The following is an 18,063-nucleotide window of genomic DNA, read 5'->3' on the forward strand; positions in this document are numbered from 1 at the left end:
TGATATTACAGGTTACGATACGTTTAAGTAATGTGTGAAAAATCGAATATATACGTCAAAAATCTAAAATCTTCTCTACATAGCAGTTGGTGAATATGATATAATTATTATATTTGGCTAGTTTTCAATGATTTATTTGTTTGCTTGTTATGGGAGAAAAAGCAATATGTGATGAAGATCTTTTGAACTTGGTAATTTGTGCGGGAGAAGAAGATAGTGTAGAAGGGATTCTACGTAAAATAGTTCAGGTTTTAAGTAAGTTGTTACATAGTAATTATGCTTTTGTATTAAAAAGAATACATACAACGAATTCATTTCAGGAAGTATATCTGTTTCCTGATGAGGAGATAAACCTGTTTCATTCTGAAGTTGTAAAATCAGCTACAAAGACTATTCAATGTGGATTTGATGCTGTAAAATCCTTTAATTATAAGGAACAATCTTATATTATTCTTTCGTTAAATCAATATGGCTTTATCGTCTTACAATACACTCCCGGTTTTGATTTAGATCAACAAACAAAACTGGTATCGGTGCTTTCTCACCTGGGTAAGTTGATGTTGATTATTGAGGAGCAAAATGAGATTAAGGCACATGAGGAATCACTAATAGAACTGGAAAAATTTCAGCAGCTCTCCCTCGAAGTAAATCATGCTTCTGTTTTTCAGAACAATTTTGAAACAGGACAAGTGATTACTACTCCCCATTTGTACTATTATTTAGGTTATTCAGATGATGAATTGCCTAAAACGATTCCGGATACAACAAAGTTTATTCATAAAGAGGATATAGATAAAGTGATGGAAGCAGTGCATTCACATTTTTCAGGAGAAAATACAGAATACTATGCAGAATTTCGTGTCTTATCAAAGCGGGGTGAATGGACATGGGTATGTGGACAGGGTAAGGTGACTGAGAGAAATGCGCTAGGGGAGCCTGTACTACTGCTGGGAATATCGCAGGTTATTTCTCAGCGAAAAAAAGTTGAATTGGAATTAATTGAAGCTAAGGAGCGGGCAGAAGAGAGTGATAGACTTAAATCGGCCTTTTTAGCCAATATGAGTCACGAAATTCGTACTCCAATGAATGGTATACTTGGCTTTGCAGAGATATTAAAGGATCCTGAACTGGATGGTGATAAAAGAGGTAATTATATTGACCTGATTGAAAAGAGTGGTTTTAGAATGTTGAATATTATCAATGATTTAATTGATATTTCTAAAATTGAGTCAGGGCAGGTCGAAGTCAGACTGTCTGATGTAGATTTAACAAAAGCATTCTGGTATATATATGACTTTTTTAAAGAAGAAGTGGCCTGTAGAGATCTGGAATTAGTAGTTGAACTGCCACAAGATGAAGGTAGTACGATTGTGAGGTCAGATCTTGAAAAAGTGTATGCCATACTGAGCAATCTGGTAAAAAATGCCATTAAGTATAGTGATAAAGGAATTATTACGATTGGATATCGATGCGAGGAAGGAGCTGTGGTTTGTTATGTTAAAGATACAGGTCTGGGAGTGGAAGATTGTATGCGACAAAAAATATTTGATCGATTTGTACGAAGTACAAATACGGCAAAAACTAAGGTTGAAGGAGCTGGTTTGGGTTTGTCTATTTGTAAGGCCTATGTTAAAATGTTAGGGGGTAATATTTGGGTGGAAAGTATATTTGGAGAAGGATCAACTTTTTATTTTACATTACCAGTCCTTTAAAAATATATAGAAGCCAATAGTAGTTACTATTGAAATAACTGAAATTAAAAGAACCGTTTTTATCAATCGATTTCTCTGGTCTGTTACCATTCTTTGCTTTATGTCGTTTTTTAGTATCTGTATTTCTTTTTCTGAGAGCTTGTTTTTATCGTAGAAAGCACGGTGAATGTTTTTATGCTTTTGATAAGCATTTTCAATTTTTTGGTATTTACTTAGATTTTGTTCTTTAAGAGCCCGGTTATTTTTCATTCGGGCAATCATATCCAAAACATGTCCTGCAGAACTCATATGATAAGGTTTTTATCTAATTAAAAATATGATTAAAGATAATAAATAAGTGTCGACAATTTAAAATATATGTTCATTTAATCCACAACTACTCAATTGTAACCCTGCTATAACCCATCTACTAAACAAGTTTCCTGTTTTCTGTTCGCTCATCATCACTTTATCGTGCAATCATCGCAAAATCTATGGTGTAGCGGTTGTGTACAGGTTGCGTCGCGGTTGCGATCATTTGCGAAGCCGTTGCGTAGCTGTCTAGTCCCCTTTGCGATGCCGTTGCGATAAATTTGCGATAAAATGGCCTTGATTTGCGATAAACTTGCGTTGCCGTGCACAAAAAAAGTGTTAAAAAGGCCAAAACGTGCACAATTTTTGGCAAAAAATGGCAAAAACGGGAATATTTTTCCTCAAAAACGACAAAAATTGGAATAATTACCCTTTTTGAGTACAAAATCAACAATTCTTGTGAAAGGGTAAAAATATAATGTACGTATAATCAATGTGTTACAAAGGAAAAAAGTAACGGTAAAATTACCGTTATTTTTTTAAAGGAATTCATATTCTACTTTAGTTCATACAATATCGGCCGATCAATGTTTAACTCGGTTCTTTTTCATATCCGATCAATATTAAAAAGAACCACTAAAATTAAAAGTCATGGGAAAAATTGATAAAGGAATCTTAGGTGGATTCAGCGGCAAAGTAGGAAATGTGATAGGATCAACATGGAAAGGTATTTCATATATGAAATCGAAACCTGCTTCAAATAATAAGAAAGCAAGTGAAAAGCAAATTATTCACAGGGCCAGGTTTATGTATGCAGCAAAATTTTTGCAAAGGTTACAGCCTGTTATAGAAGTGGGTTACCGAATGCACGACAGGTGTAAAACAGCCAGAAACGAAGCCATGTCTGAATTTTTAAACTATACGCTTACAGGTGATTATCCTATGTTTAAAGTAAATTATAACAGGTTGCGCCTGGCAAAGGGATCATTAGAATTACCTGCTGATTATTCCGTAGCGCTTGTAGATAACAGAGCTCTGATTAAATGGTCTGTTGATAGCAATAGCGAAGATGATCAAAGCGAAGATAAATTACTCGCTCAGTTATTGGAAAATAACGTATTATTGGTAAGCATTGCTGATGGCTGTGAACCTAAATATACCATGCGAAAATTTAAACGTAAGGATGGTTCAGGTGATATTGGCTTGCCTAATGCACCTTCGGGTACTGAAGTACATTGTTACCTTGCTTTTATAGCCAATGATGACAGTATGAGAGTTAGTAATAGTATTTACGTAGGCTCTGTTATTGCACCATAATGATAATTAAGCAGTGCTTAGTATTAAAATACTTCCGGATCAATAAAAGAGGTTGTCTCAAAACGAGGCAATCTCTTTTTTATTTAAAGCAACGACATTCAGATCTTGTTTTGCAGGTGCATTTTTGTAGCTCGTGACTTTATAGTGTTATAACAAATCATACTTTGTTCGGCATAGCGTCTTGCTATGTCGTTTATCCCAGGCCTCTGGCCAAAATTTGCATTAAAATAGGATGGAGGTCTGTTTTGAACAGCGAAGCTTGACGCTTTGCTGAACAAGTGCTGTTTTATTCCATATATCTTCGCAGAATTTGTACTTTATTCTGCTAGACGTATTGCAGATGCGATTTTGTAGCTTGTATCTTTATAGTAATACAAAAAAAGCGTCCCTTTTACTTATAAATAAAAGGGACGCTTTTGTATAAAATATCAACTGTATTATTGTAAAGATGTTATTTTCCTGATTGAACCATAGCTTCAACATCTTCCGGATTGATAGGAATTCTCTCTCCTAAAACACGGCTTCCGGTTTCTGTAATTAATACATCATCTTCTATTCTGATTCCACCAAAACCTTTGTAAGTTTCCACCATTTCGTAGTTAATGAAATCAGTGAATTTCTTTTCTGATTTAAATTGATCAATAAGGTCAGGAATAAAATACATTCCAGGCTCATTGGTAACAACAAAATTAGGTTGAAGTCTTCTTCCTAATCTTAGCGCTGCCAATCCAAATTGAGTACTTGGCTGAATCTCTTCATCAAAACCTACTAATCTTTGGTCGTAATCTTCCATATCATGAACATCGAGTCCAATCATGTGACCTAAACCATGAGGCATAAATAAAGCATGGGCGCCTTGTGCTACAGCTTCATCAACATCACCTTTCATTAAGCCTAATGACTTCAACCCTTCGGTCATGGTTTTAGCTGCAATTAAGTGAACTTCTTTATAAGTAATTCCTGGTTTAGTTGCGGCTAATGCTGCGTTGTTTGTATCAACAACTATTTGGTAAATATCTTTTTGCTTGCTGGTAAATTTACCTCCAACAGGAGATGTTCTGGTATGGTCAGTAGCGTAATGTAATGGAGATTCACTACCTGCATCTACCAACAATAAATCACCTGATTTTAATGTGTTGGGATGAACATGGTTGTGTAAAGTTTCCCCTCTTACAGAACAGATGATTGGGAACGAAATTGGTCCGCCACCAGACATAGATACGCCTTCTAAAATACCAGTAATTTGTTGTTCAGTCACTCCCGGATGAGCCATTTTCATAGCTGTAGTATGCATTTGGTATGCAACAGCCATATGACGCTCCATTTCTTCAATTTCGCCAGGCTCTTTAATTGATCGTAAACTAACGCAGGCTTTGATGAATTCTATTGAATGCATCTCTTTTACCTTTAGCGGATTCACGTTAAGAAGATCTCCTATCTTAAGTATGTTTTCGCCTCTGTAAGGAGGTGTAAAATGAACCTTTCTTCCTTGTTGGTGAGCTTTACTAACGATTTCTTTTAATTTTGATAAAGGATGAGTTTGAGTAACTCCAACTTTAAGTGCATTATCTTTTAATTTGGGCTGTGGGCCCATCCATATAATATCATCAATATCAAAATCGTTTCCAAATAGTATTTCTTCTCCGCTTTCAAAATCAATTACTGCAGCTAATCCCTGGTAGTCTAATCCAAAAAAATAAAGAAAAGTACTGTCTTGTCTAAAGTGATAAGTATTATCCGGATAATTCATGGCGGCATCAATATTTCCTAAAATCAGGGCGATGCCTTTATTCATTTTATCTTTTAAACGTTGTCTTCTGTTGATGTATATATCTTTGCTAAACATAGTATTAAATTTTGTGCAATTTAATGAAAGTGGGGGCACAAAAATATGTTTTAGATCAGTAAAATGGCTGTTTTTCTATAATGGGCCTCATAAAATGGGCGTTAGCCGTGTTCAGATATCTGCACTAACTTTTTGTAAGATACAATTTCAATGGCTTTACCAAATATTTTAATGATACCATCTTTTCTAAACTCCGTTAGCGCACGAATAACATTTTCTGTCGTCATACCAATGTATTCTGCTATTTCTTTTCGGCTAACAGGTAACTCATAGTAATCGCTATTGTATATATCGTTTCTAAAATGCAATAGAACATAGGCTATTCTACCACGTAGATTGCGTTTTCTGATTTGTAATGATTCGTTGATAACAGCATCACTTACTTTACTCATTTTTTCAAGTATTCCCATTGCAAACGGTCCATTGTTTTGTAATAGTTTTTTTACATCGTGTATGGAAATATTGCAAGTTGTTGATTCGTCAATGGCCATTACTGAATAGCTGTAGGTGTTTTGAGAGAATACACTTAGAAGGCTCACGAAATCAAAGGGTTTTGCAAAGGATAGTATTTGCTCTTTGCCATCTGTGTTGGTTACATATAGCTTTACCAGTCCGCTCTTTAAATAAATAAATTCATTAATTGTAGTTCCTTGTTCAATGATGCAGTCGCCCTTGTCGTAATTTTTTTCAACACGACTTCCACAAAGACTCATGATTTCTTTTGAAGTTACATTATGAAAAAATAGCTCTTTAAGTTCGCATTTATCGCAACTGCATTCCTGATTCATAAGGTACGATTTAAGTATTATTTATAACGATGAATTGATATATATCATAAACTGATATTTATTACCTGTTGATGTATTATACAATTAAACTGAGTTAGTTAACTTTCATATGTGATATATCAAAATACACAAAATATTACAGAATTAAAAGAGATGGCGTTATTGGTTGAGGAGGACTTAGCGAAGAATATTAAAAGTGTTAACGATAAATGATAAACACATGAAGAAGATAGTAATACTAGGTGGAGGTACAGCAGGAACCATGATGGCAAATAAATTGCGAAACGCACTTGAAAGAGATGAGTGGGATATTACTATTGTGGACCAATTTCGTACGCATTATTATCAGCCTGGGTTTTTATTTATACCATTTGGAATTTACCATGAAAGAGATGTTAAAAAGCCAAAGAGCAGTTTTTTTCCTGTGGGTGTAAATGTTCTGTATACCGGAATTGATAAGGTGGATGCGGATAATAAAAAGGTGCTGCTGGAGGGTGGAAAAGTGTTGTTTTACGATTTCCTGATTATCGCAACAGGAACAAAAACATGCCCTGAAGAAACTCCGGGACTTAAGGAACAGCTTTGGTATAAGGATATTTTTGATTTTTATACCATTGAAGGTGCATTGGCTTTACAGAAGCATTTTAAAAGCTGGCAGGGAGGTAAGTTGGTAATGGCTATTACTGAAATTCCGTATAAATGTCCGGTAGCTCCTCTTGAATTTGTGTTTCTGGCAGAAGAGTTTTTTACCAAAAAAGGAATTAGGGATAAGGTAGATATCACTATTGTTACACCAATGGCAGGAGTATTTACCAAGCCTATAGCTACTAAGATGTTGTCGGAGTTGCTTGTTGAAAAAAATATAAATGTTGTTGCCGACTTTTATATCGAAAGGATAGATAATGAGAAGAAAGCACTGGTTTCATACGATGAGCGGGAAGTGCCATTTGATACATTAACTATTGTACCAGTAAATATGGGTGATAAAATGGTGGAAAGAAGTGGGCTTGGTGATGATTTGAATTTTGTATTTACCAATAAGCATACGTTGCAGCAAAGAGATCATGAAGAGATCTTTGTGATAGGAGATGCGGCCAATCTGCCAACATCTAAAGCCGGATCAGTGGCTCATTTTGCATCAGAAATATTGTTTGACAATTTAATGAATGCAATAGAAGGTCGTCCGTTAACGGCTCACTTCGATGGTCATGCTAACTGTTATATCGAAACCGGCTATGGTAAAGGTGCTTTAATTGATTTTAATTATGATACAGAACCACTTCCGGGAACTTTTCCTTTGCCTGGAATCGGTCCGTTTGGTTTGTTGAAAAACACCAAAATCAACCACTATGGTAAAATCATGTTTCGATGGATTTACTGGCATTTGTTGTTGAAAGGGAAAGAGCTTCCTGTGGAGGCAGAGATGACTATGGCTGGTAAAAAAAGAGTTACTTTTTAAATGGCCGGGTTATGGATGATCAAAATATGCAATCACAAATAAATGAACTTAATCGTAAGATGGATTTGGTTCTTGAATCTCTGAATCAGCAAAATAGAAAAGCAGAAAGCGTGGAAGATTTATTTGCTGACCTACAGATTGTTGGTAAGGATTTGTATGATACCGCAGTTGTTGAGCTTGAAAATCAGCAGGTGGAACTGGATATAGATCAGTTAAAATTTCTGGGATTAAAACTCCTGAATAATATTAATGATATAACAGTAATGTTATCTGTATTTGAAAGTACGGTTGATTTTGCCAGGGATGCTGGTCCGCTGGTGGGAGAGTCGATTATTGATATGACGAAAAAACTTCATGAATTTGAGAAGAAGGGTTATTTCGAATTTTTTGCAGAAATGGGTAAGGTCATTGATAATTTAATATCTCATTACTCCAAAGAGGATGTGACGAGGTTAGCTGATCATATTGTTCTTATAGTGGATACCATGCGCAAAATGACGCAGCCGGATATGATGTTGTCTATTCAAAATGCCTTGGATATCTATCAAACTATGGATCAGAAAAAAGTTCCGGAATATTCCCTGTTTAAATTAATGAGGGAAATGAATAAACCCGAAATGAAAAAGATGATGGGTGTGGCAGTCACTTTTATGAAGCGCTTATCAAAGGATAAAGAAATAAAGCAATGAGTTGGTTAATGGTTATTAATAGATAAAGTTTTTAAGTTATGGGACAAAAGGTAATTGCTAATAAAACTATTGATGTTAATGATGAGGGATATATGACAGATCCTTCTCAATGGGATAAAGATGTTGCTTCTGCTCTTGCAGAGGAAATAGGGATAGAGTTATCGGATAAACACTTTGAAGTACTGGACTATCTACGTGAAAAATTTAAGGAGGGAGAAGTATTGACTATTCGTAAAGTTGGAAAGTCTGGTATTGTTGATATTAAAGGCTTGTATCAGCTGTTTCCGGGAGGACCGCTAAAGTATTCATCTAAAATTGCAGGTATTCCTAAACCAGCAAGTTGTGTGTAAGTTTTGAGCTAACGTAAAGAATTGAGATGATGGTGAAAGAAGAACAACCTTTAAAGAAAGTATGCATTATATGTGCTAAGGGAGCAATTGAAGATGTATATGCAACGTTAGTTTTGGCTAATGGTGCTGTGATGGAAGGGATCGAGGCTAAACTGTTTTTTACTTTTTTTGGCCTGGATGCAATAACAAAAAAGTATATGAATAAATTACATACAGCCACAGTTGGAAATCCTGCCATGCGAATGCCCGGAGGACTTGCATTTCCTACATGGTTAGGCGCTATACCTGGCGTTGAAGGTGGCGTGTCGTCAATGATGAGGAAACAAATGGATGAGTTGGATATTCCTCCTGTTGACGAATTTTTAGAGATGATTACAGCTGGAGGTGGAGAGATTTATGCCTGTAAATTGGCCATGGATATGTTTAAATTGACAAAGGAAGATTTGTATGAGGATGTTAGTGCAGTGCTTACTGTGGGCGAGTTTTATGCTATGTGTGGAGGTGAGCATACTCAAATAATTTTTACTTAGTAGTGATGCTTGAGATTATTTACTGCAATAACTGAGATTTTAATTGTGTGATTGAATATAATGTATTCAAAGATGGATAGATGTAGTTTTGTTTTAGTAGTGTTTTTGCAAGTATAATCTTTTAGTATAGAATGGGAGGTTAAAAGCCGTGGCTGTTAAGTTGCGGCTTTTATGTTATAAGTGCCTGAATAATTTTTCTCGTTCTTTTAAGATTTTATGTGCGTAGTCGAGTTTTACATGTGTAAAATAAATTTCATCCGATGGTTTTAATTGTCCAAATAAGGGAAGGTCTGCAGTAATTACATTGGCAATCTTAGTGTATCCACCAACTGTTTGTCTGTCTGCAAGCATAACGATGGGTTTGCCATCTCCCGGAACCTGAATGGCACCGTTACATATGCCTGATGAAATAATATCAGCTCCCTGTTTGTGTTTAATTTCAGGTCCATCAAGTCGATACCCCATCCTGTCACTTTTATTTGAAATGGTATATGATGAGGTCAGAAAAGTTTTTATTCCCTCGAAACTGAATCTATTCATTTCACTACCTCCAATAACCCTTATCTCCTGTTCCGGATTATAATCAAGTAATAGTTCATTTGGAATAGAGCGATGTTTGAATTTTATGCTCTTTTTTAGTGTGAAAACTTCATCTCCAGCTAAAAGTTTACGTCCATTAAATCCACCAACATTAGCTCTGGCATATGTTGAGCGACTATTCATGATAACAGGAACATCTATACCCCCTGCAAATGCAATATAAACACGACTTCCTTTAGTAACAGGACCCATTTGTATCATGGCTCCTGCTTTAAGATGATGATTGCAATGGATCGGTTTTGATATATTATTAATGGTTAGTTCAGTTTGGCCTCCGGTTATTGCCATAATGGTATCGCTGATGATTTCGAAATGAGGTGGTAGAAAGGTAGTTTCCATGCAAGCTGCATGAGCATCGTTGCCTGCTAATTTATTGGCAAGTCTGAGAGAATACGTATCCATAGCTCCGGAAACTGGCATACCATATTGTTGGTAACCAAAACGTCCCAGGTCCTGAATCGTGGTGTATAATCCAGGATTTATAATTTTAAAGGTAGCTGTTGAATTCATTTTCAGTGATAGGATAAAATTCTATATAGTTACCCGCTTCAATTAAAAAGGGATTATCTGAAGAGGGATCAAAAAGATGAAGCGGTGTTCTTCCGATGATTTGCCATCCTCCCGGACTTTCAATTGGATATATGCCCGTTTGTGAGCCTGCAATACCAACCGATCCGGGAGCAATTTTTTCAGATGGTTTGTCTTTTCTCGGAGTAGCCAGTTTTGTATTCATTCCTCCCAGGTAGCAAAAACCCGGAGTGAATCCAAGCATATATACGAGGTATTTATTATTAGTGTGTAAGTTAATTATTTCTTCCATGTCCCGTCCAGTGTGTTTGCTAACTTCATTTATGTCTGGTCCGTATTCTCCTCCATATACTACAGGTATGCGTACTGTTTTGGGTTCAGGAAGTTTCAGATCACCTGTTTGCAGATATACTTTTTTGAGTTTACTGATTAATTTGGGATAGTTTATAATTAGCGGATTATAATGAACAAGTATATCACAATATGAAGGGACAACCTCGGTTATTCCTTTAATTCTTTTTTTTGAGAGAAGTATTAAATATGCACGAATACGTAAATGAATGTCTTCCGATATTTCATTCCCAAACTTTAATAAGAATGCTGAATCTCCCGATGGATAAATATTAAACATGAGCAGTAATCTTAATATTATTTTGAATGAGGTATTCGTATATATTTTTTGCTACAGCAATAGCATGAGGATTATCGCCATGGATGCAAAGTGATTGAGCGTTGATGATGATTTCTTTTTGATCAATTGTTTGAATCGTTTTGTGCTGGGCTATTTTCAGGGCTCTTTCTTTGCTATATTCTACATTTGTTATAACAGCACCAGGTTCCTTTCTGGGAACTAATAACCCCAGGTTTGTATATGCTCTGTCAGTAAAGGCTTCAGCTCTGAATTTCAGATTAAATTCTTTTGCAGCCATTTCCATTTTTGAATTAGCCAGGCCAACATAAATAAGATCTTTGTTAACGGAAGCTATTGCTTCGGCAATTGCTTTTGCGATGTCAATATTGCGTGAGGCCTGATTGTATAATGCACCATGTGGTTTTACGTGGTGTAAAGTAGCGCCTGCCTGTAAAACTTTTTGGTTGAGAATGTTGATCTGTTCTTTGGTAAGGTCTTTAACTTCCTTGTACGACAGGCTTATATTTTTTCTTCCAAAGTTCGGTTTGTCATTATAACCCGGATGTGCACCAATAGCAACCTCATGTTGCAGCGCCAGCTGAATGGTCTTTTCCATGATGATATCATTACCTGCATGAAAACCACAGGCTATATTTGCTGAGCTTATAAATGGCATGATGGCTTCGTCGTTACCAATACCTTCGCCTAAATCGCAATTGATATCAATTTGCATGAGAGTAATTACCTTTAAAAAATATGGAAGTGTAAATATAATATACTTTGATGGAAGGAGCTATCCTAGAAACCGAATAGCATAAAAAAACCGAAAGCTTTAGACTTTCGGTTTTCACTAAAAAATATTTTGAAAGATTATAAGCTGCTTACTCCAGCAACTTCCATCTTACGATCAACTTTTTTAACCAATCCTTGTAATACTTTACCAGGACCAACTTCGGTAAATAAAGTAGCTCCATCAGCAATCATGTTTTGAACTGTCTGAGTCCATTTTACCGGAGCAGTTAATTGTGCTACTAAGTTTTCTTTAATTTGTGCAGGATCAGTAAATGGAGTAGCGCTTACATTTTGATAAACCGGACAAGCAGGAGTGTTGAATTCTGTTGCTTCAATAGCAGCAGCAAGTTCTGTGCGAGCAGGTTCCATAAGTGGAGAGTGGAATGCTCCTCCTACAGGAAGTTTTAATGCTCTTTTTGCTCCTTTTTCAGTTAAGATTTCGCAAGCTTTATCGATACCTGCAAATGAACCTGAAATTACCAATTGTCCAGGACAGTTATAGTTAGCAGCAACAACTACTTCATCAATGCTTTCGCAAACTTCTTCAACAATTGCATCTTCCATGCCAACAATAGCAGCCATAGTTGATGGTTCTGCCTCACATGCTTTTTGCATTGCTAATGCACGTTGCGAAACTAATTTTAAGCCATCTTCAAATGACATAGCTCCTGCAGCAACTAATGCACTGAATTCACCTAATGAGTGGCCAGCTACCATTTCTGGTTTAAAATCATCACCCATTGATTTTGCTAATAATACAGAATGTAAAAATATAGCAGGCTGAGTAACTTTAGTTTGTTTTAAATCTTCATCAGTACCTTCAAACATTAAGTCTGTGATTCTAAAACCTAAAATTTCGTTTGCCTTTTCAAAAAGTTCTTTCGCTTCTGTTGAATTTTCGTACAGGTCTTTTCCCATACCTACAAATTGGGCACCTTGCCCAGGAAAAACAAATGCTTTCATTTTTTTATAAAATTAGTATAATATTATATGTCGGTCTGCTTAGCCCTTGGAATCCTTGGAAACAAGGGGAGATAATACATATAAATCAATACAGGTTTTTAATTGATTATGATGCTCAAATAAAGAAAGTTGAGCATAAATCGGCGCAAATATAGTAAAAATGAATAACACCCAAAGAATGAAGTTTTTGTGTGTAATGAATTTGAAAGAACAGATGTTTTGGAACATTTTCAATTTTTTTTCTTCAAATCCTCATATCTCATTCAGTCAATTGTTTTTAGATTATATTTCTTTAACAATCTTTTTCTAAAAAAAATACCTAAAGAATTGGTGTTTATTCATTGAAAATTAGTACTTTTGCATCGCTTTTTTGTCTAAATATATTAAAATGCGCTGAAAATCAGGGTGTTTAATATTTGGAAAGAGGCGTGTTATAAGCATTTTATAAAGAATTTTATTTAAACAATTTTAGTTATATGCCAACGATTCAACAGTTAGTTCGTAAAGGACGCACCCAGTTAGTTGAGAAAAGTAAATCTAGAGCGCTAGATGCTTGTCCTCAGCGTAGAGGTGTTTGTGTGAGGGTGTACACTACTACACCAAAGAAACCGAACTCGGCCATGAGAAAGGTTGCAAGGGTTCGATTAACTAATGGAAAAGAGGTGAATGCCTACATTCCAGGAGAAGGACATAACCTTCAGGAGCACTCTATTGTTCTTGTTCGCGGTGGAAGGGTAAAAGATCTTCCAGGTGTTCGTTATCACCTTGTACGTGGAGCTTTAGATGCATCAGGAGTTGAAGGACGTACTCAACGTCGTTCTAAATATGGTGCAAAACGTCCGAAGCCAGGTGCTGCACCAGTTGCAGGTAAGAAAAAGTAAGAATTGAATGATTGTTTTGTTTATTGGTAGTTGAATAGTAACGGTTGAGTAAAAAGTTGATAAGACTTTTGAAGACACAAATTTTACAGCCAATAAAAAACTAATAAACAAGGAAAAGATGAGAAAAGGTAAACCAAAGAAGCGAATATTGCTTCCAGATCCAAAGTTCAACGATACTTTGGTGACACAGTTCATTAACAATCTAATGATTGACGGTAAAAAATCTACTGCATACGGTATTTTTTACGATGCATTAGACCGCATGGCTGATAAAGCTGAAAAAGAAGGAAAGTCAGCATTAGAGATGTGGAAAAAAGGTTTAGAAAATATTACTCCTTCTGTAGAGGTAAAAAGTAGAAGAGTTGGTGGTGCTACTTTCCAGGTTCCAATGGAAATTCGTCCATCTAGAAAAGCTTCGATAGCTATGAAAAACTTAATTCTTTTTGCTCGTAAAAGAAGTGGTAAATCAATGGCAGAAAAACTATCTGCTGAAATTGTTGCGGCTTATAACAATGAAGGTGGAGCCTTCAAGAAAAAAGAAGATATGCACAGGATGGCAGAGGCTAACAGAGCATTCGCTCACTTTAGATTCTAATCATCTAATCTTTAAGGAATAAATAAAATGGGAAATTTAAAATACACCAGAAATATCGGTATCATGGCGCATATCGATGCGGGTAAAACCACTACTACAGAGCGTATTCTGTTTTATACTGGTATTACTCATAAAATTGGTGAGGTACACGATGGTGCTGCAACCATGGACTGGATGGAGCAAGAGCAGGAGAGAGGTATTACTATTACTTCTGCAGCTGTAACCACCAACTGGAACTATAACAATGAATCGTATAAGATTAACATTATCGATACCCCAGGACACGTTGACTTTACTGTAGAGGTAGAGCGTTCTTTAAGGGTGTTAGATGGTACTGTTGCCTTATTCTGTGCTGTTAGTGGTGTTGAACCACAATCAGAAACTGTATGGAGACAAGCTGATAAATATGGTGTGCCTCGTATTGGTTTCGTAAACAAAATGGACCGTTCAGGTGCTAACTTCTATGAAGTAGTACGTCAGGTAAGAGAAATGTTAGGTGCAAATCCAATGCCTATTCAGATTCCTATTGGAGCTGAAGATAATTTTGAAGGTGTTATTGACCTAATCGAAAATAAAGAGGTTGTTTGGTTTGATGATGCTCAAATGGGTTCTCGTTATGAATTAAGAGAAATCCGTGAAGAGTTAAAAGCTGAAGCCCAAGAGTGGAGAGATAAATTAGTTGAAGCAGTAGCTGAGTGTGATGAGGAATTAATGGAGCGTTATTTTGAAGATCCAGAATCTATCACAAAAGAGGAAATGATTGCTGTTATTCGTACTGCAACCATTAATCAAACAATTACTCCAATGATGTGTGGTTCTGCCTTCAAAAATAAAGGTGTTCAACGTTTATTGGATTCTGTTATTGCATTTTTACCTTCACCTAGTGATATTCCTGAAATTACAGGTACTAATCCGGATACTGGTGAGGCAGAATCAAGACCACATGATGCAAATGCACCACTTGCTGCATTAGCATTTAAAATTGCTACTGACCCATTCGTAGGTCGTTTAGCATTTATGCGTGTTTATTCTGGTAAAATTGATGCAGGTTCATATGCATTAAATACTCGTACAGGTAAAAAAGAGCGTATCTCTCGTTTATACCAAATGAAATCTAACAAGCAGATTCCTCAGGATGTTATCGAAGCTGGTGATATTTGTGCTGGAGTAGGTTTTAAAGATATTCGTACTGGTGATACTCTATGTGATGAGAAAAATCCTATTACATTAGAGTCAATGGATTTCCCAGAACCAGTAATCGGTATTGCTGTTGAGCCAAAATCTCAAAAGGATATGGACAAAATGGGTGTGGCTTTAGCTAAATTAGCTGAAGAAGATCCAACATTCCGTGTTCAAACTGACGAAGATAGTGGTCAAACAGTAATTAGCGGTATGGGTGAGCTTCACCTTGAGATTATTATCGACCGTTTAAAACGTGAATTTAAAGTTGAGTGTAACCAAGGACGTCCTCAGGTAACTTACAAAGAAGCTATCAAACAAACAGTTGAGCACCGTGAGGTATTCAAAAAGCAGTCTGGTGGTCGTGGTAAATTTGCTGATGTTGTTGTTACTGTTGGACCTAGAGAAGACGGTAAAGAAGGACTTGAGTTCATCAACGAAGTAAAAGGAGGTAACGTTCCTAAAGAATATATTCCTTCAGTTGAGAAAGGTTTTACTGATGCAATGTCAAACGGTGTATTAGCTGGTTTCGTTGTTGACAGTCTTAGAGTAGTACTTAAAGATGGATCTTTCCACCCTGTGGATTCTGACCAGTTGTCATTTGAGATCGCAGGTCGTCAGGCATTTAAAAATGCAGCAATGAAAGCTCGTCCTGTTCTTCTTGAACCAATCATGAAAGTTGAAGTTGTTACTCCTGAAGAATACATGGGAGATATCATTGGTGACTTTAACAAGCGTCGTGGTCAGGTAGAAGGAATGGAGTCTAAAGCTGGTGCTCGTGTTGTAAAAGCTAAAGTGCCTCTTGCCGAGATGTTCGGTTATGTAACAGTTTTACGTACTATTTCATCTGGTCGTGCAACTTCATCAATGGTGTTCTCACACTTCGAAGAAGTTTCTAAAGCCATTGCAATTGAAGTAGTGAAAGAAGCTGAAGGAAAAGTAGAATTATTATAATAAGATCTCAAGATGAGTCAAAAGATAAGAATCAAATTAAAATCTTACGATCACAACTTAGTTGATAAATCAGCTGAGAAAATCGTTAAGACAGTAAAAACGACTGGTGCTGTAGTTAGCGGTCCTATTCCTCTTCCTACTCACAAAAGAGTATTTACAGTGTTACGTTCAACATTCGTAAACAAAAAGTCGAGAGAGCAATTTCAACTATCTTCATATAAGCGTTTAATCGATATCTATAGCTCTACAGCTAAAACAATCGATGCTTTAATGAAGCTTGAGTTACCAAGTGGAGTTGAAGTTGAAATCAAAGTGTGAGACAAAAGAAAATAAGTTCATGCAGCCTGTTGGCCGAAACTTCAGGCTGTATGAATCGATTATTTAATATTTAATTTTTGTAACAATGCCAGGTATTATTGGAAAAAAAATCGGAATGACTTCCGTTTTCAGTGCCGATGGAAAAAACATTCCATGCACTGTTATCGAAGCTGGCCCATGTGTGGTTACACAGGTTAAAACTGTGGAAACTGACGGATATGAGGCTGTACAGCTGGCGTTCGAAGACAAGAAAGAAAAAAACACATCTAAGCCTGAGTTAGGCCACTTTAAAAAAGCTGGTGTAGCTCCAAAAAGAAGTGTTGTTGAATTCAAAGGATTCGAACAAGAATTTAACTTAGGAGATGAAGTAACTGTTGATATCTTTTCTGAAGATATTTTCGTTGACGTTACAGGTATCTCTAAAGGTAAAGGATTTCAAGGTGTAGTAAAACGTCACGGATTTGGCGGTGTTGGTGGTTCAACTCACGGACAGCACAACCGTTTAAGAGCTCCAGGTTCTGTAGGTGCTGCTTCTTACCCTGCTCGCGTATTTAAAGGGATGAGAATGGCTGGAAGAACCGGTGGAAACAGAGTGATGGTTGAAAGCCTTAGAGTATTAAAAGTGATTCCTGAAAACAACCTTATCATTGTGAAAGGGTCTGTTCCAGGAGCAAAAGGTTCATATGTAATTGTTGAAATGTAATGGAACTAAAAGTATTAAGCATAACAGGAGAAGAGACCGGAAAAACTGTTGAATTAGCAGATTCAGTTTTCGGTATTGAGCCTAACGATCATGCTATTTATCTTGATGTAAAACAGTTCCTTGCAAATCAACGTCAAGGAACCCATAAATCAAAAGAAAGAGCTGAGATCGCAGGTAGTACACGTAAGATCAAGAAGCAAAAAGGAACCGGTACTGCTCGTGCAGGTAGCATTAAGTCGCCTGTATTCCGTGGTGGTGGTCGCGTTTTTGGTCCTCGTCCTCGTAATTATGGATTTAAATTAAACCGCAAATTAAAAGAGCTTGCTCGTAAGTCTGCTTTATCTTATAAAGCAAGAACTGGTAGCATTATCGTTGTTGAAGATTTCAACATGGAAGCTCCAAAAACAAAAGAGTTTGCGCAAATCCGTAAGAGTCTTCAAGTTGAAGGAAAACGTTCATTAGTAGTATTAAAAGATGCTGATAAGAATGTTTACTTGGCTTCAAGAAATATTCCTAAATCGGAAGTTGTAACATTAGCTGAATTGAATACTTATAGTATTATGAAAGCCGGAGCGTTAGTTCTAGTTGAAAGTTCAGTTGAAGGATTAGGTAATCTTTAATTTAAAGCTTAAGGAGATTTTAAAATGCAAATATTAATTAAGCCAATAGTTACTGAAAAACTCAACGAGCAAGGTGAAAAACTAAATTGCTTTGGATTTGTAGTTAACAAAAACGCTAACAAGATACAAATTAAGAAAGCGGTTGAGGAAATGTACAACGTAACTGTTGAAAGAGTAAACACCATGAATTATGCCGGTAAAGTAAAAAGCCGTTATACAAAAAGTGGTGTGCAGGTAGGTAAAACTGCTGCTTACAAAAAGGCAATTGTTACTTTGGTAGAAGGAGATAAGATTGATTTTTATAGCAATATTTAATT

20 protein-coding genes are annotated in these 18,063 nt (G+C 36.3%); 13 read left to right on the top strand and 7 right to left on the bottom strand.

Annotated features, from left to right (window positions below):
- The first annotated feature begins 149 nt into the window (after nucleotides 1–149).
- A complete protein-coding gene (locus OM075_RS06610) occupies nucleotides 150–1,712 on the top strand; it encodes a PAS domain-containing sensor histidine kinase (protein ID WP_301189703.1) in 1,563 nt (520 codons plus the stop codon).
- Here the strand turns inward: OM075_RS06610 and OM075_RS06615 are convergent.
- Entirely contained in the window at nucleotides 1,698–2,000 is a 303-nt protein-coding gene (locus OM075_RS06615; RefSeq protein WP_301189704.1) for a hypothetical protein, read from the bottom strand. The two genes, OM075_RS06610 and OM075_RS06615, sit on opposite strands and share 15 nt — an antisense overlap.
- 654 nt (nucleotides 2,001–2,654) lie before the next feature.
- Between OM075_RS06615 and OM075_RS06620 the strand changes: the two genes are divergently transcribed.
- Nucleotides 2,655–3,320: a DUF6266 family protein gene (locus OM075_RS06620; protein WP_301189705.1), complete on the top strand. Its 666-nt coding sequence runs from the start codon at nucleotides 2,655–2,657 to the stop codon at nucleotides 3,318–3,320.
- A gap of 451 nt (nucleotides 3,321–3,771) precedes the next feature.
- Here the strand turns inward: OM075_RS06620 and OM075_RS06625 are convergent, their stop codons facing one another.
- Together OM075_RS06625 and OM075_RS06630 are read right to left on the bottom strand one after the other, a co-directional pair.
- Nucleotides 3,772–5,166, bottom strand: a complete 1,395-nt coding sequence (locus OM075_RS06625) for an aminopeptidase P family protein (RefSeq protein ID WP_301189706.1) — start codon at nucleotides 5,164–5,166, stop codon at nucleotides 3,772–3,774.
- Between the two features lie 101 nt (nucleotides 5,167–5,267).
- Nucleotides 5,268–5,954, bottom strand: a complete 687-nt coding sequence (locus OM075_RS06630) for a Crp/Fnr family transcriptional regulator (RefSeq protein WP_301189707.1) — start codon at nucleotides 5,952–5,954, stop codon at nucleotides 5,268–5,270.
- 220 nt (nucleotides 5,955–6,174) lie between these two features.
- Here OM075_RS06630 and sqr point away from each other — a divergent pair, with 220 nt between their 5' ends.
- From sqr to OM075_RS06650, 4 genes are read left to right on the top strand one after another with little or no spacing between them, the layout of a single operon-like run.
- Nucleotides 6,175–7,413: a type III sulfide quinone reductase, selenoprotein subtype gene (gene sqr, locus OM075_RS06635; RefSeq protein ID WP_301189708.1), complete on the top strand. Its 1,239-nt coding sequence runs from the start codon at nucleotides 6,175–6,177 to the stop codon at nucleotides 7,411–7,413.
- An 11-nt stretch (nucleotides 7,414–7,424) separates the two neighbouring features.
- Nucleotides 7,425–8,102 (top strand): helical membrane plugin domain-containing protein, encoded by a 678-nt coding sequence (locus OM075_RS06640; RefSeq protein ID WP_301189709.1) that lies wholly within the window; start codon nucleotides 7,425–7,427, stop codon nucleotides 8,100–8,102.
- Between the two features lie 38 nt (nucleotides 8,103–8,140).
- Nucleotides 8,141–8,452, top strand: coding sequence for a TusE/DsrC/DsvC family sulfur relay protein (locus OM075_RS06645; protein WP_301189710.1), 312 nt, complete (start codon nucleotides 8,141–8,143; stop codon nucleotides 8,450–8,452).
- A 26-nt stretch (nucleotides 8,453–8,478) separates the two neighbouring features.
- Nucleotides 8,479–8,982 (top strand): DsrE/DsrF/DrsH-like family protein, encoded by a 504-nt coding sequence (locus tag OM075_RS06650; protein WP_301189711.1) that lies wholly within the window; start codon nucleotides 8,479–8,481, stop codon nucleotides 8,980–8,982.
- A 174-nt stretch (nucleotides 8,983–9,156) separates the two neighbouring features.
- On the opposite strand, the gene OM075_RS06655 is transcribed toward OM075_RS06650, so the two are convergent.
- The 4 genes from OM075_RS06655 to fabD form a co-directional block, all read right to left on the bottom strand.
- Complete coding sequence (locus tag OM075_RS06655) at nucleotides 9,157–10,092, bottom strand: 5-oxoprolinase subunit C family protein (protein WP_301189712.1); 936 nt, start codon at nucleotides 10,090–10,092, stop codon at nucleotides 9,157–9,159.
- Nucleotides 10,070–10,741 carry a 5-oxoprolinase subunit PxpB gene (gene pxpB / locus OM075_RS06660; RefSeq protein WP_301189713.1) on the bottom strand — a complete coding sequence of 224 codons (672 nt, stop codon included), beginning with the start codon at nucleotides 10,739–10,741 and terminating at the stop codon, nucleotides 10,070–10,072. Before pxpB ends, OM075_RS06655 begins: the two co-directional genes overlap by 23 nt.
- Nucleotides 10,734–11,474, bottom strand: a complete 741-nt coding sequence (locus OM075_RS06665) for a 5-oxoprolinase subunit PxpA (RefSeq protein ID WP_301189714.1) — start codon at nucleotides 11,472–11,474, stop codon at nucleotides 10,734–10,736. Before OM075_RS06665 ends, pxpB begins: the two co-directional genes overlap by 8 nt.
- A gap of 137 nt (nucleotides 11,475–11,611) precedes the next feature.
- Nucleotides 11,612–12,496, bottom strand: coding sequence for an ACP S-malonyltransferase (gene fabD, locus OM075_RS06670; protein WP_301189715.1), 885 nt, complete (start codon nucleotides 12,494–12,496; stop codon nucleotides 11,612–11,614).
- Nucleotides 12,497–12,972: 476 nt separating this feature from the next.
- Here fabD and rpsL point away from each other — a divergent pair, with 476 nt between their 5' ends.
- The 7 genes from rpsL (at nucleotide 12,973) to rplW (ending at nucleotide 18,061) form a co-directional block, all read left to right on the top strand.
- Nucleotides 12,973–13,377 carry a 30S ribosomal protein S12 gene (gene rpsL, locus OM075_RS06675; protein WP_301189716.1) on the top strand — a complete coding sequence of 135 codons (405 nt, stop codon included), beginning with the start codon at nucleotides 12,973–12,975 and terminating at the stop codon, nucleotides 13,375–13,377.
- 118 nt (nucleotides 13,378–13,495) lie between these two features.
- Nucleotides 13,496–13,972, top strand: coding sequence for a 30S ribosomal protein S7 (gene rpsG, locus OM075_RS06680; RefSeq protein WP_301189717.1), 477 nt, complete (start codon nucleotides 13,496–13,498; stop codon nucleotides 13,970–13,972).
- A gap of 27 nt (nucleotides 13,973–13,999) precedes the next feature.
- Entirely contained in the window at nucleotides 14,000–16,105 is a 2,106-nt protein-coding gene (gene fusA / locus OM075_RS06685) for an elongation factor G (protein WP_301189718.1), read from the top strand.
- Nucleotides 16,106–16,117: 12 nt separating this feature from the next.
- Complete coding sequence (gene rpsJ, locus OM075_RS06690) at nucleotides 16,118–16,423, top strand: 30S ribosomal protein S10 (protein WP_027472457.1); 306 nt, start codon at nucleotides 16,118–16,120, stop codon at nucleotides 16,421–16,423.
- Between the two features lie 85 nt (nucleotides 16,424–16,508).
- The gene (gene rplC / locus OM075_RS06695) at nucleotides 16,509–17,126 is read left to right on the top strand and encodes a 50S ribosomal protein L3 (protein WP_301189719.1); all 618 of its coding nucleotides are present in this window, start codon (nucleotides 16,509–16,511) and stop codon (nucleotides 17,124–17,126) included.
- Nucleotides 17,126–17,746, top strand: a complete 621-nt coding sequence (gene rplD, locus OM075_RS06700) for a 50S ribosomal protein L4 (RefSeq protein WP_301189720.1) — start codon at nucleotides 17,126–17,128, stop codon at nucleotides 17,744–17,746. The genes rplC and rplD overlap by 1 nt, the downstream gene beginning before the upstream one ends.
- 24 nt (nucleotides 17,747–17,770) lie before the next feature.
- Complete coding sequence (gene rplW, locus OM075_RS06705; RefSeq protein WP_301189721.1) at nucleotides 17,771–18,061, top strand: 50S ribosomal protein L23; 291 nt, start codon at nucleotides 17,771–17,773, stop codon at nucleotides 18,059–18,061.
- Nucleotides 18,062–18,063: the final 2 nt, after the last annotated feature.

Origin of the sequence: Plebeiibacterium sediminum, assembly GCF_026013605.1 — a bacterium.
GTDB lineage: Bacteria > Bacteroidota > Bacteroidia > Bacteroidales > Marinilabiliaceae > Saccharicrinis > Saccharicrinis sediminus.

What these genes read in the sequence shown, in the direction of transcription:
- OM075_RS06640 (WP_301189709.1), top strand. Translation starts at nt 7,425, where the DNA reads ATGGATGATCAAAATATGCAATCACAAATAAATGAACTTAATCGTAAG.
- fusA (WP_301189718.1), top strand. Translation starts at nt 14,000, where the DNA reads ATGGGAAATTTAAAATACACCAGAAATATCGGTATCATGGCGCATATC.
- OM075_RS06625 (WP_301189706.1), bottom strand. Translation starts at nt 5,166, where the DNA reads ATGTTTAGCAAAGATATATACATCAACAGAAGACAACGTTTAAAAGAT.
- OM075_RS06615 (WP_301189704.1), bottom strand. Translation starts at nt 2,000, where the DNA reads ATGAGTTCTGCAGGACATGTTTTGGATATGATTGCCCGAATGAAAAAT.
- OM075_RS06655 (WP_301189712.1), bottom strand. Translation starts at nt 10,092, where the DNA reads ATGAATTCAACAGCTACCTTTAAAATTATAAATCCTGGATTATACACC.
- OM075_RS06645 (WP_301189710.1), top strand. Translation starts at nt 8,141, where the DNA reads ATGGGACAAAAGGTAATTGCTAATAAAACTATTGATGTTAATGATGAG.
- OM075_RS06630 (WP_301189707.1), bottom strand. Translation starts at nt 5,954, where the DNA reads ATGAATCAGGAATGCAGTTGCGATAAATGCGAACTTAAAGAGCTATTT.
- rplC (WP_301189719.1), top strand. Translation starts at nt 16,509, where the DNA reads ATGCCAGGTATTATTGGAAAAAAAATCGGAATGACTTCCGTTTTCAGT.
- OM075_RS06610 (WP_301189703.1), top strand. Translation starts at nt 150, where the DNA reads ATGGGAGAAAAAGCAATATGTGATGAAGATCTTTTGAACTTGGTAATT.
- fabD (WP_301189715.1), bottom strand. Translation starts at nt 12,496, where the DNA reads ATGAAAGCATTTGTTTTTCCTGGGCAAGGTGCCCAATTTGTAGGTATG.
- rplD (WP_301189720.1), top strand. Translation starts at nt 17,126, where the DNA reads ATGGAACTAAAAGTATTAAGCATAACAGGAGAAGAGACCGGAAAAACT.
- OM075_RS06620 (WP_301189705.1), top strand. Translation starts at nt 2,655, where the DNA reads ATGGGAAAAATTGATAAAGGAATCTTAGGTGGATTCAGCGGCAAAGTA.
- sqr (WP_301189708.1), top strand. Translation starts at nt 6,175, where the DNA reads ATGAAGAAGATAGTAATACTAGGTGGAGGTACAGCAGGAACCATGATG.
- pxpB (WP_301189713.1), bottom strand. Translation starts at nt 10,741, where the DNA reads ATGTTTAATATTTATCCATCGGGAGATTCAGCATTCTTATTAAAGTTT.
- OM075_RS06650 (WP_301189711.1), top strand. Translation starts at nt 8,479, where the DNA reads ATGATGGTGAAAGAAGAACAACCTTTAAAGAAAGTATGCATTATATGT.
- rpsL (WP_301189716.1), top strand. Translation starts at nt 12,973, where the DNA reads ATGCCAACGATTCAACAGTTAGTTCGTAAAGGACGCACCCAGTTAGTT.
- OM075_RS06665 (WP_301189714.1), bottom strand. Translation starts at nt 11,474, where the DNA reads ATGCAAATTGATATCAATTGCGATTTAGGCGAAGGTATTGGTAACGAC.
- rplW (WP_301189721.1), top strand. Translation starts at nt 17,771, where the DNA reads ATGCAAATATTAATTAAGCCAATAGTTACTGAAAAACTCAACGAGCAA.
- rpsG (WP_301189717.1), top strand. Translation starts at nt 13,496, where the DNA reads ATGAGAAAAGGTAAACCAAAGAAGCGAATATTGCTTCCAGATCCAAAG.
- rpsJ (WP_027472457.1), top strand. Translation starts at nt 16,118, where the DNA reads ATGAGTCAAAAGATAAGAATCAAATTAAAATCTTACGATCACAACTTA.